Below are 12,438 nucleotides of genomic sequence, written 5' to 3' on the forward strand. Positions count from 1 at the left end.
GGTCAGGACATCTACGCCATCAGCGCGCCGCTCGCGGTGGAGGCCGTCAACCGCATCCTCACCGGCCGCACCAAGACCACCGGCGTCGCCTCCGCAGGCGCGGTCTTCAACGCCCCAGACTTCCTGCGCGCCCTGTCCCCACACCTCTCACTGCACGTCCCCCTCGACACCCACGGCTGACCGGCGACCCGAACCGCGACCCAGACCGTGGTCAGTGCGGTCCACGAGCAGGCCGATCACCGTAGCCGTCCGGGACCAGCAGGTCCAGTTCGGCCCGTCAACCCGCACGCGGCTGGCTCGTACGGGTCGGCCGGTTCCTCTGCGTGGTGAAAGACTGGGCGAATCTCGAAGTCGAGTCGTGGAGAGTCATGCTGGTGCGTCCCCGTGTCACCGCCTGCGTTCCGGTGCTGCTGCTGTCCCTCACCGCCTGCGGAGGCGGGCTCGAGCTCCAGACGGCGCCATCCTCTCCCGCCACATCGCCGCCGCCGGCGTCCGGGACGCCGGTCCCGGAGTCCAAGGCCGCCGAGACTCAGGCACCCGAGACGAAGGCGCCGACGCCTCGACCCTCGCGCAAGCCCGAGCTCGCCCGGCCCGGCACCGTGTGCGGCGAGATCCAGCCGCCCGGAGGCGGGCCCATGGCCGCGGTCGCGGTCGCCGCGGGGCGCGCCGACTGCGGCACCGCCCTGCGGACCTTCCGCACCTACTACCGGCGAGACACCCCCAAACAGGGCAGCGCCGGAGTCGCGACCGTCGACGGATGGCGGTGCGCCAGCAACTCAGCCGCCCAGGCGAACATCAGTGGCCGGCTCTCCACGTGTCAGAAGGCCGCCACCAAGATCGTGGCCGACGTCATTCCGTGAAGCGCGTTGAGGAGAAACTGCTAAGCGTCTCCAGGTGGCACGTCCGGCGAGCGGGCGATCCCGGCATGCCACGATGAGGCAGACCTTGAGGCCTCTGCGCTGGGGCCAGGTGCCGGACGTGATCATCCGCCGAGGCGGCCGCGAGCCCGCCGAGGCCGAGGCCGCGAGGAGCATCATGGCCGCCGCGACCGGGTAGACCGGCATTAGCGGCGCAGCCGGACGGCGGCACCCCCGCTCTTGCCCTAGCGATCCTCATGTTGTCAGATGAGACTCTCCTCCTGCGGTGGACTGCCGCCGTCGTCGGCGCGTCGGCTTCTTCTGCGGAGCCAGGTCCTGCTTCGGCGTTTCCGGACGTTCGATACGGGTGGGGTTGCCGCGTACGAGCTCATCGTGGACGCGCCAGCGGGCGGTGGCGACGGCGCGTCCTGCCGCCTCGTCGCCGTGCTCGATCCGCTGTCGCAGCAGCCGGATGGCGATACGGCGGTTGAGGCTGAACTGGCGCTCGGTGTCGACCACGACGACGATCCCCGTGGGCCGGTGGGTCGCCCGTACGGCCGTGCTGGCCTTGTTGCGGTGTTGCCCGCCGGGGCCGCCGGTGCGGCAGGCGACGATGTCGACGTCTGCTTCCGCGAACGTCGTGCGCGGGGTGTCGACCTGGCACGGTTGGGCGATGACGTACCAGTTCTTTCGGCCGGTGTTGGCCCGGTATGGGCTGGGGGCCTGCCAGCACAGGGTTCCGGTCCACGAGGTGGCGAACGCCTCGGCGCCGTCTCCTGCGATCCGGATGAGGACCGATCGGTAGGTGCCGGGCTGGTCACCGGGAACGGTCTGGGCTCGATGGGTCTCGAGATTCTGCCGGGTGGCATCGGCTTCCAGGCGGTGCAGCAGCTCGGCCAGTGCCCATGCGCACTCCTGCGGGCCGCGCCCGGCCGACAGGAGCAGGTGGACGCTCACGGCCGGCCTCGCTTGCGGCGCTGCTCCCGGCGGTCCCTTTGGGGCGCGGACCCGAGATCGGGCGTCTTGTAGGTGACCAGAGGGATCGTGGTGGCCACGGGCGTGGCCAGGTCATGGTCGACGAGGTCGGCGATGACCTGCTCGATGCGCTTGTAGGCCGTTGGCGCCTCCTCGAAGAGCAGCTGGCGGTCGCCGCACACCACCAGCGACCCCATCGGTGTGCGGCGCAGCTCCTCGACCGTGTGCTTGGCCCGGCCCCGGCGCAGGGCGTCGGCACGCGACATCTTGCGGCCCGCGCCGTGCGCCACGGAATGGCCGGCGTCCGGCCCGGCGTGGGCGGCCACGAGGTAGGAAGGGGTGCCGCGCGTACCGGCGATGAGCACGTCGCGGCCATCACCCGGCGCCGCCCCCTTGCGGTGCAGGTAGACCCCGTCGCGGAGCTCGACCAGGTTGTGGCACTGGTCGACGAACGGTTCGGTGGGCTCGGCCCCCAGCGCGTGGGCGACCCGGGCGGCCAGCAGCCGCCGGTTGAGCGATCCCCAGCGTACGGCGTCGTCATGCATCGCCAGGTAGGCGCCGGGATCAGGGGCGGGGCCCGCGCCGTGTACCTCGGTGTGCGCCCGCAGGATCCGCTCGCCCAGCCCGCGGGAACCGCTGTGGACGACGAGGACCAGGTCGCCGGCGGCGAGTCCGAGACGGCTCGCGTGCCCCGGCTCGAAGACGGTCCCGATCCGCGCCAGCTCGACGAAGTGGTTGCCCCGGCCGACCGTCCCGAGGCCCTCGATGTGACCTGCGGGAATATCGCCCTTGACCACGGCCCAGGCGGGGTCGTCGGCATCGTGCTCAGGGTCCAGCGCGCGATCGAGATCCGGGAACCGGGCGGCGAGCTTCTCGGGTACGGCGCGCTTGAGCTTGATGGGGAACACGGCGATGCCGCAGCCGATGTCGGAGCCGACCAGGAACGGGTACAAGATGGCCGACGCCATGGCGGCGCCGATGGGGGCGCCCTTGCCGGGGTGCAGGTCCGGCATGGCGGCGACGTGCATCATGCCGTCGAGGGCGGCCACCTGGTGACATTGCGCGACGGCATCGGACTCGATCCAGCTTGTGGGGGAGGCGAACACGGTGACGGTGGCCGAACCCATGGCCGGGGTGGCAGGCAGCAGGAACTCCTGCCGGGAGTGTTGCTGAGACAAAACGCTCTCTTCGCTGAACAGAGTATGGGCGGGCGGCATCACGGCGCGAGCAGGCGCCGTGGCATCTCGAAATAGCGGGTGCTGTCCGTCAGAGCATCATGGACACCACGTTCTCCAAGCTCACCACCGCGAGGCAAGTGGTTTTCGGCCCGTACGGGCCTGTATGCCTGCACGCCCCCCATTCTGGGTCTTGCGTGGTGCCCCATTCTGCCGGAACGGATGGTCGTACGCCTGAGACCGCATTGATGGGTCTGAGCGGATAAGGCGTGAGCCAGGCACCGGGATGCTCGCGGGCCCTGCTCTCGGAGATTCACGTCGAATTGCTCATGAGCCAATCCCGCGACCTGGCCCAGCTCGCGTTCGACCATCTAATGGTTCCTCACGGGCAGATCTGGGCCGCCCGAAAAGAGCTCCTGCGATCTCATTGGACGATACCCAACCTCTGCATAAGCCCTCTCCCTCATCCGCGGTGGATCGCCACCGAGAGGGGCGGGGACCCAGTTGACCAGCCTCTGCGGTGACGAGCGACTGGCTGCCTTGCGTTGGATCGAGACCAGCCGACAATCCACAGCTCTCACCCGTGCGAGGAAGACCCGCTGTAACCGCGCGTTCCCAGTGCCTTCTTCAGCTCATCGGCGGCAAGGATCAATACATTCGAGCGGCTTCAAGACGCTCATCGGACGTCTCCGCGCGCCGGAGATCTGCGAGGCGATATTCATCGTCGTCAAGGGCGAACGCTCACGCTGAGAACGAGGGGACGCGGGCATCACAGGACCTCCCAAGCAACGAGCTCGGGCAAATCGTAAAGTGCGACGCTGACAGAATCGCGACCTGCACTGCTTTCTTGAACCGTTGCCGCGGCAAGGGCTCGCCCGGCCATGTCGTGGCCGGCAACGTCAGGAAATGAGGGGAGCGGCAGAGCTCGGCGAGTTCGGGGGTGACAGCGAGGTGGTCGAGGACAGGGTTATACGCCGGCGCTCACGGGCGCCTCCAGGCCAGCCACTCGTCGGCCGCGAGAGTGGCAGGTCGGCCCGCCGTCACTGTCTCGTGCGTTGGCGACTCGACGCAGCCGCACTCGCCTACTCCCGCGCGGCATGAAGCAGGCGCTTCTTGGGCGCCCATCACGGTCCCCAATCGTGAGAGTGCAACAGCCGCGCGCATCACCGGTGGATGGCTGAAGCTAACCACGGCGCTACTTTTTGTCAGATTGACAAAAACATAGAGTCGGGCCGTGATCGACGACCAGTGGGAGCCGCCCGCCATCTTGCTCGCCGTTGACCTGGTGATCCTCACCTTGCGTGATTCGCGCCTGCACGTGCTGCTCGTCGAGCGCGGCATCGAGCCGTACAAGGGCGCCCAGGCGCTACCGGGCGGTTTTCTGCAGCACTCACAAGAAGGCCTCGTCGCGGCGGCTCATCGGGAGCTGGCGGAGGAGGCCGACCTGGACGTCGAGACACTCCGGCTGGAGCAGTTGGGCGTCTACGACGACCCTGGCCGTGACCCGCGCGGCCGCGTGGTGAGCGTCGCCTTCCTGGCCATCGCCCCAAGGCTGCCCGAGCCGACCGCCGGTACCGACGCCGCCGACGCCGGCTGGCAGCCCACCGACTCGGTGCTCTCCGGCGATCTGCGGCTCGCCTTCGATCACCGCCGCATCGTCACGGACGGCATCGAGCGCGCCCGAGCCAAGCTGGAGCACTCCGCGCTCGCCACGGCCTTCTGCGGGCCGACGTTCACGATCACCGATCTTCAGGACGTGTACGAGGCGGTGTGGGGCATGCCGCTCGACCCGCGGAACTTCTACCGCAAGATCAAGAAAACCGACGGATTCATCATCCCGGCCGGTTCTGCGCGCAAGGCCGCGACCGGGCGACCGGCCCGGCTGTTCAGAGCCGGCCCTCGAGAGGTCCTCAACCCCCCGATGATCCGTCCCGTCGACTCGCCGAACGGAAAGGAGCCGGTGCAGTGAGCCCAGTCGTGATCCTCACAGCCCTAGACGTGGAATACCAGGCGGTCCGCGAGAAGCTGGTCGGCCTGCGCCCGCACCGGCATCCCCAAGGCACCCGCTTCGAGGTGGGCCGGCTGGCAGCCGGGCGATGCCAGGTGGTCCTGGCACACGTCGGCAAGGGCAACCTCTCCGCTGCGGTCCTGGCCGAACGCGCCATCGCCGAGTTCCGACCGGCGGCTCTCCTCTTCGTGGGCGTGGCCGGTGCGCTGCAGGCACACATCGCCCTCGGAGACGTCGTGGTGGCCACGCACATCTACGCCTTCCACGGCGGCACCGACGAGGACGACGGCAGCAAGAGCCGCCCCCGCGTCTGGGAGACCTCGCACGCCGCCGACCAGATCGCCCGGCACCTGCACCGCACCGGCTCCTGGGCCAGGGATCTCGACCCCCGCCCGGACGTGCACTTCGGGCCGATCGCCGCAGGGGAGGTGGTCCTGAACTCCCGGCGTTCCACGCACGCCCACTGGATCGACGACCACTACAACGACGCACGGGCGATCGAGATGGAAGGCGCCGGCGTGGCCCAGGCCGGTCACCTGAACAGGGCGCTGCCGGTCGTCGTCATCCGGGGCATCAGCGACCGGGCCGACGGCACCAAGGAAGCCACAGACCGCGAGCAGTGGCAGTCGCGAGCCGTCGCCAACGCGGCCACATTCGCCGCGGCTCTGGCCGAGGAGTTGTCCGCAGAAGAACCCACGACAAGGAGCGCCACCATGCCCGAGACCACCAGGAACATCGCCAAGGGCAACGCCCGCGTGGGAGTACAGGCGGGCACCGTGCACGGCGGCGTCCGGATCACCCCTGAGACGTCCCGGCCGGCGGACCTGCCCGAGGCGCTGGCCGGTTTCCGCGCGCGGCTCTGGCAGGCGTGGGCGGACGGACGTCTGGACGAGGCGACGTACAAGGCGGCCGAGGCAGAGCTCGTCACGGCCGACCAGGCGCTGGAGACGAAGACGCCGGATCGCAAGAACACGCTGACGCTGGCACTGAAGAAGCTTCGCGGGCTGGTCGGCGACGTGGCCGCGCTGGCGGCGGAGCTCACCGTCATTATCGCCCTGGCCCAGTCCCTGTCATGACAGATCCAGGGCACCGCGTCGAGAACGTGGCCACAGACTCCCACGTCGGAGTTCAGGCAGGGACGGTGCACGGCGACGTCATCTACATGACGACACCGCAGGATCCGCCCGAGACCAAGTTTCGGACTGGGGTTCACTTCCTGAAAGGCCGCATGCCGGGACCCGCCCGGCAACTCATCCGCGAGGCCATGGTCGGCTACGCCACCAACGAGGTCTCCTTCTACTGGTTGCTCGCCATGGTGAGCGGCCGGACGCGGCACGAGCTGACCAAGGACGAGACCGTCCAGCTACGAGACCGGCACGCCATCATGCGGCTCTCGGGCGAGGATCCGTGGCGGGACGGCGTACGCATCATTGACCGTCTTCTGGAGTCGGCAGGAAAGGCCGAGGAGGACATCCGTGTCGTCATCAAAGACCTCGACGCGCTCCGCGAACCGCAGCGCAGCCTGATCCTGGAGCACTTGGAGCTGTACCTCGACGGCCCGATCGAGGACCATCTGTGGCGCCTCGCGCTGACGAAGGCGAAGACGGAGCAGATGGCCGGCGAACGGAAGGACCGGATCTGGAAGTTCTTCCATCCGGCGCCGGCGAAGCCCTTGCCCCGAGCCCCGCAGCCACCCGACACCTCTGTGGGGACTTGGGCCCAAGCCGTGACGGCGACCGCTGTGCTGGTCATGGCGGCAGCGCACCTCGGCTACCTGATCCTGCAGAGCGGTCGCATTCTCCTCGTGCTCGCCTCCGTGCTGAGCATCGCCGGCGGTTACGCCGGCGTACGGAATGCCGCGGACTGGCGTTTCCACGTCGTACGCCGCCGCGCCAAAGACCGGGAGTACCTGGGGCCCAAGACGAAGGCCGAGAGCGGCAGCTTCGCGAAAAGGGCCGAGCACCGGATCAATTTCTATTTCGCCAAATACCTGCCGCCTGGTGTGGACCGTGACAGCTGGCGGGCCGAAACAGAGGGAATCCGCCAGAGCCTGCGCGACGAGATCACAGCGGTGTACGGAGGGACGCCAGGAGGAGTCGAGAAGATCGCCTGGCTCATTCGGCATCGCGCAAGCGACGCCGGCGCCCGCCGCAGGAAGGGCACGCTGTGGAGCTATCGCAAGGAACTCGCGACCCCGGGGCGCACGAAGGCGCTGGCGATACTCGGCCTCCTCACCCTCGCGAGCGCAGGCGGCTGGGCGGCGAGCGGTGCCGTGCTGGTCGAGCCTCTGCCTGCGATCGGCACGATTCTCCTCCTGCTGATCTTCGGCTGGGTCGGCGCCCGCGCATGGCTTCACCTCGTTCTGGAGCGCCGCCGGTACGCCGCAGACGAGGCTGAAAGCATCCGGACCTGGCAGAGCGACATGGATGCCCTGGCCCGGTGGCGCGCGAGGCTGGCGGACAAGCCCCGGGACGAGGAAATGGCCACCTGGCTGGACTGCGACCGGAAAGTGCTCCTTGAGGAGGCGTTACGGCATTACAGGCTGACCATGAGCGGTGTCATCGCCCATGCCTTCATCGAGGCTCCCGCCCGGTCGAGCGAACGCGCACGACTGCGTAGGGGGCCGTGGCGCTACAAGAAGTACCAGCTCCTGGTCTTCCTCATCACCCAGGAAGGAGTGCGCCAGCTCACCGTCACGCTCGACTTCCTGAACGGCACGTTCCACGACCGGCAGCGGCTCAACTACCGCTTCGAAGCGGTCGCGTCCGTACGGGTCAGCCAGGCGGACAACGACGAACGCACCTTCCAGCTCACCCTCGTCAACGGCGATGAGATCAGCGTCGAGGTGAGCTCCGGGATGGAGGAGCTACAGCAGGGCGAGAACCCGGGCGAGGTGTCCGAGGTGTCGCTGGACGCCGCAGGCCTTCCCCACACCCTCCACGTTCTGGAAGGAATCGCCGCCGAGGGAAAGGGATGGGTCGAACAGCAAGAGCTACGCACGGGAAACCTCTCCGCTGCACTGAATGACCCCGAATAGGGCAACCCAAGCACGCGCATTCACTTCCCTGCGGCATGCCGTTCACTCGGGGCGAGCCCGGCGGTCTCGCCCCTCCACCTCCGGGCGCCCGAGCAGCTTGTCGATGCTGCGGCGTTCGCGTTTGGTGGGACGCCCCGCGCCACGAGCGCGGACGGCCACTGTCACGGCCTCCTCGCGCGGAGGGGGCGGCGGGCTCTTGTCGACGTAGCACTCGGCGGCCACGGCGGCGCCGACGCGCTTGGTGATGATCCGTGAGACGACCACGATGCGTTCGCGCCCCTCGTGCCGCAGCCGGACCTCGTCACCGACCCGGACGACGTGCGCGGGCTTGACCCGCACCCCGTTGACCCGGACGTGACCGCCCCGGCAGGCGTCGGACGCGATCGAACGAGTCTTGGTCAGCCGCACCGACCAGATCCAGCTGTCCACCCGAGCGCTCAGTTGCTCACCTGCCACTCCGACACTGTACTGAGATCGTCGTGCCGCCGGCATCCACGCCTTTGCTGGCCAAGGGCAAGCGGCCCGCCGCCGACCTCGACGGCGACGACCGGGCTGACCTGATCGTCGACGTGGAGTAAGGCGGGGTTGAGGCATCCACAGCTCTTCCGAGTGGTGGCGCAGCGGGTGCGTAACCGCTGGTTCCCGGGGGTCGCGGAAGCCGTACGCAGATCTCCGGCCACCAGGTCCGCACCGTCGCGGTCAGGTGCTCCAGCTCGGGCAGGCCGCGAATGGCTCCAACCGACGGCCGTGGTGTTGAGCTTGCAGGCAGCAAGCTGCTGGTGGATGTTCGGTTCGTCGTCGAAGACCAGCACCTGCGCGCGGGCGGGAAAGCTCATGTCATCGTTTATGTCCGGGTTCCCGAGAACAGGCCGAAGCGCCGCATCGATGCCGGCGGCGAACTCATGACGACGGTGTGTCCCCCGGCAGGCCGTTCCCCCCGTCGGGGGACTTCGGCCGCACTCGCTTCGCCATGTCCTCCCAGAATCGTCGGCGTTCGCGGGGATGCAACTCCTCCTGCCAAGGGGCGGCCTCGGTGGACCGATCGGCCAGTTCCTTGCAGAAACCTTCGTTCTGTTCGGCACGCCGCAGAATGGTGCCCTGCGGGGGGTAAGGGCAGAGGCGGAAGGGGCAACCGTCGGCACAGGTGGATCCGGGGTGACCGGTCTCCGCAGCGCCGATGGTCAGTTCGAGTTTGAGGGGACTGCGGTCTTTGGTGATGCATGGCGGCAGGTCGAGCCGGTGCGCTCGGGCCAGCCTCTGCTCGATCTCCGGTTGATACCTTCCACGTGTGGCCAGGTTGAGCATCACCTCGATGTCGCCGACGAGGCGCCGGGCACGGGGATGCAGGGAACTCCAGCCGACAGAGTCCATGATCCACAGGTTCTGCCCGTACTGGCTGACGCCGGAGCGGCTGTAGGAGCCCACCTGACCGGTAACGCCGTTCTCGTCGATCCAGCAGTACTCGGCTGGTCGGACAGCGGACAGCGCCAGGACGCACAGTTCCGCCGCCTCCGCCACGAAGGGGTGCGTCTTGCTTGAGACGGTCTGCCGCGGGTCTCTGTAGGCGCTTCCGGCGATCTTCGTCCAGTACCGCACCTGCTCTGTCGGGTCCGAGCCATGGCCGTGCGCGGCGAGGGATGCCTCTGGATCGCCGGGCAGCGAGCAGAGCGTGAGCGCCTGAATCAGTGTCAAGTGGGTGAACCAGAAGCGCGAGAGCTTCAGTGCACACTCCACCTTCTCGATCAGCGGATCCTGCTCGTGCGGGGCCCAGTACTGTCCCCGCTGGTTCGCCGCGTGTTTGAAGCCCTGGGCCAGAGCGATCTCCAGCGAGAACAGCGGCCGTTTGTCGGGATCGGTGTCCGCGATCACGCGGATCCATGTGTCGAGGTTCTCGTTGGGTGAATCCTTGACATCGCGAGTGCCGTCTCGGGACGAGTCGCCGGCCAGCCGAGACGAGCGGTACAGCATCGGCGCCAGCCAGGCGCAAATGACCCTGTCGCGTAGGGCTTGATCATCGGCTTTGGGGCTCCCGCTGCCGAGATCGTCCAGCACCTCTCGGAACGTTCCACTCAGCACGTTGAATGCTTCGCGCCCTCCAGAGCCGATCGCGTGGGCCGCCGCCAGCCTGACGGCGTACTCTCTCTCCTCGCGCACGAACTTGTACAGCTGCTTGTACGCCTGCTGGGCTCTGGTCGAACCGCCGCCGCGGGATCGTTGCCGACTGATGGCGATGCGGATGACGGTGCGGGCTGACTTGATGAAGCGCAGCTTCGCCTCGTGCAAGGTATTGTCGGGAGGTTCGTTGTCCGTATTGATTCGGCGCCATGTGGCGGCGGACTGATCCATTATGGCGGCCGGATCAGGCGCGTCCGTACTGCTGTCGATCTCCAAGGCGGCGCTATACATATCGAGGATTTTGGCCGGCCTGGGGACGTTGTCGTTGTTAGCTGTCTTTGTCAGCAGATTCACCGCTTCATGCGCGAACCGCTCGCCCGGATTCCCTTGATCGGGAATCGATGCCGGCATCGTCATGCTCATGGAGGGGGCGGATGGCACGGAGGGGTCCGTGACGGAAGCCGGCATCCGCGCCGTCACGGCCGCGGGTGGTCCTGAAACCGCCGCGGTTTCCTCGGTGGCTGATTCGGCCCGGGAATGGAAGACCAGTGCCATCAGGAATTCCGCACCAGGGTCGTAGAACGCCTCTCGCTGGTATTCAGGATCTTCGAGTACGACACCCATATAGCGCGATCCCAGATAAGCCTCGATGAGGCTATGCCGGAAGCGGACCCGGTCCGCGTGGGCCTCCACCACACCGAGCTCCGAGCCCCACATTGCGGCCAGGCTGAGATTTTCATGGAGTTTGGCGTAGCTTATGCCCTCCAGGCTGTCGGACAGCTTCTCCAGTCTCTGGGTCAGCGCAGCCCACAGCCTGTCATGGGGCCGATTGTCCCGTTGGGGGGCCTTCGAGTGCCCCGAGTCGAACGGCTGCCATCTGGTCTTCCCAACGAGATCCTCGAACCTGACCTCCAGCAGGTTCTGCTTCAGCCCGATGCACGCCAGCGCCGAGAGGACCTCGATGGTCGCCTCACGGCATGGCTTGCTCAGCGCGTAGTCCTCATGGTCGTACCCCTGCACCAGGGCGTCCTCCCAGCCTTTGAGCAGCCGCCAGCGCAGGTACGCCCGGTCGATGCTCTCCGGGACCGGTCGGGTCCCGTTGCGGGTGCCGGACAACAGGTTCTCCGGGAATGCTCGCCCCAACCGATTGACCCGGTTGAGTCGTTGGATGATCTGGAGGTACAGCGGCGTCTCGACCACGCCCGCGTACTGCACCAGATGATTCAACCGCTGCATGTGCCGATCTGGATTGCGGTGTCCGCCGGGCTGGCCGCCGTTGGTGCGCAGGTAGTCCAGCGCGGGCCCCTTGCCCAGTGGTTCGAGTTCTGTGATCGTCGCCTCCATTCCCCGCAACGGGTCGTGCGGACGCGAGGCGATCAGCAGCGGGAGATCCTCGTCCACGGCACGGCGGATCCCCAACCGCAGGAGGGTGTCCCGATCTACGGAGGAGTCGCTGTCATGGGTGGCGTCAACTCGGTCGGCCAGGGCCTCCTCCAGGCCGTCGCCGATCACCACGATCCTGTCGTCGGCACGCAGCTGCCGCCACACCCGGTCCGCTTCCGCATTGGACCGGAGATCGTTGTCGATCAGCTCCTGGAACCGTTTCCGTGCCATGCCTTGGAAGTCCACGGGCAGGGTGACGTCGCGCAGACGGAGCACAACAGGGCAAATGCCCCGTTGTGTCAGCAGCTCGACGATTTTGACGAGGACTGCCGTCTTGCCGGCACCAACGTCGCCGACCAGGATCTGCGGCCGCCGTACCTCGCGGGTGCCCAGCCTGAGATTGCGGATGAGCACACCGCACAGAGCTTCCCGGCCCACGATGTCGCCGATGATGCTGCCGACCGTCTGAACCAGCGCGCGAGGATGCGTCCCGGCTCGCCTCAGGTACACGCCCGTCACCCTCTGGTACGAGGTCGCCAAGAAGATCCAGTAAAGGAATCCGGTGAAGAGCAGTGTGGTGACAAAGCCGATCACAGAACCGCAATAAATGCTGAAGCCGCCACCGCATCGGGTGGTCGTCCATGCTGCCACACTCGCAAATGGAGGTATCTTCAGGACCGTGAGAAGAGAGAAGAACACCCATATGATGAAAAGAACAAAGGAAATCCAGGTGAAACTTCTTTTGAACTTCGTAAGCCAGATGAAACTCTGCGTGGTCCATGTGGAGAGGTGTCTCAGCCTGGATTCACCGCTGAGGATCTGACAAAAGAATCGTGAAATAGGGCGAGGTGCCCTTTGACCTGGGATGATGGGAGTTCTCTACGCTTC

8 protein-coding genes and 1 pseudogene are annotated in these 12,438 nt (G+C 67.3%); 5 read left to right on the forward strand and 4 right to left on the reverse strand.

Going from position 1 to position 12,438, the window contains the following annotated elements:
• Together ACIBVN_RS59295 and ACIBVN_RS59300 are read left to right on the forward strand one after the other, a co-directional pair.
• Nucleotides 1-180: pseudogene (locus ACIBVN_RS59295) on the forward strand (saccharopine dehydrogenase); the annotation flags it as partial.
• Between the two features lie 188 nt (nt 181-368).
• Nucleotides 369-860, forward strand: a complete 492-nt coding sequence (locus tag ACIBVN_RS59300; RefSeq protein ID WP_397151508.1) for a hypothetical protein — start codon at nt 369-371, stop codon at nt 858-860.
• A gap of 252 nt (nt 861-1,112) precedes the next feature.
• Here ACIBVN_RS59300 and prfH read toward each other — a convergent pair whose 3' ends face one another.
• Both prfH and ACIBVN_RS59310 read right to left on the reverse strand, forming a co-directional pair.
• A complete protein-coding gene (gene prfH, locus ACIBVN_RS59305; RefSeq protein WP_397151510.1) occupies nt 1,113-1,814 on the reverse strand; it encodes a peptide chain release factor H in 702 nt (233 codons plus the stop codon).
• On the reverse strand, nt 1,811-3,010 hold the full coding sequence (locus ACIBVN_RS59310; protein WP_397151512.1) for an RNA ligase RtcB family protein: 1,200 nt from the start codon (nt 3,008-3,010) through the stop codon (nt 1,811-1,813). Before ACIBVN_RS59310 ends, prfH begins: the two co-directional genes overlap by 4 nt.
• A 1,231-nt stretch (nt 3,011-4,241) precedes the next feature.
• Between ACIBVN_RS59310 and ACIBVN_RS59315 the strand changes: the two genes are divergently transcribed.
• Genes ACIBVN_RS59315 through ACIBVN_RS59325 form a run of 3 tightly spaced genes read left to right on the forward strand, consistent with a single transcriptional unit; the run spans nt 4,242 to nt 8,052 of the window.
• The gene (locus ACIBVN_RS59315) at nt 4,242-4,976 is read left to right on the forward strand and encodes an NrtR DNA-binding winged helix domain-containing protein (protein WP_397151514.1); all 735 of its coding nucleotides are present in this window, start codon (nt 4,242-4,244) and stop codon (nt 4,974-4,976) included.
• Nucleotides 4,973-6,091 (forward strand): 5'-methylthioadenosine/S-adenosylhomocysteine nucleosidase, encoded by a 1,119-nt coding sequence (locus ACIBVN_RS59320; RefSeq protein WP_397151515.1) that lies wholly within the window; start codon nt 4,973-4,975, stop codon nt 6,089-6,091. The genes ACIBVN_RS59315 and ACIBVN_RS59320 overlap by 4 nt, the downstream gene beginning before the upstream one ends.
• Nucleotides 6,088-8,052, forward strand: coding sequence for a hypothetical protein (locus ACIBVN_RS59325; protein WP_397151517.1), 1,965 nt, complete (start codon nt 6,088-6,090; stop codon nt 8,050-8,052). Before ACIBVN_RS59320 ends, ACIBVN_RS59325 begins: the two co-directional genes overlap by 4 nt.
• A 42-nt stretch (nt 8,053-8,094) precedes the next feature.
• Here ACIBVN_RS59325 and ACIBVN_RS59330 read toward each other — a convergent pair whose 3' ends face one another.
• Entirely contained in the window at nt 8,095-8,481 is a 387-nt protein-coding gene (locus ACIBVN_RS59330) for an RNA-binding S4 domain-containing protein (RefSeq protein ID WP_397151521.1), read from the reverse strand.
• Between the two features lie 471 nt (nt 8,482-8,952).
• Nucleotides 8,953-12,144, reverse strand: a complete 3,192-nt coding sequence (locus tag ACIBVN_RS59335; RefSeq protein ID WP_397151519.1) for an NACHT domain-containing protein — start codon at nt 12,142-12,144, stop codon at nt 8,953-8,955.
• Between the last annotated feature and the right edge of the window lie 294 nt (nt 12,145-12,438).

The sequence above is a fragment of the Nonomuraea sp. NPDC049400 genome (genome assembly GCF_044466425.1).
GTDB lineage: Bacteria > Actinomycetota > Actinomycetes > Streptosporangiales > Streptosporangiaceae > Nonomuraea.

Excerpts from the sequence above, each read along its gene's own strand:
- ACIBVN_RS59300 (WP_397151508.1), top strand. The coding sequence starts at position 369 with ATGCTGGTGCGTCCCCGTGTCACCGCCTGCGTTCCGGTGCTGCTGCTG.
- ACIBVN_RS59325 (WP_397151517.1), top strand. The coding sequence starts at position 6,088 with ATGACAGATCCAGGGCACCGCGTCGAGAACGTGGCCACAGACTCCCAC.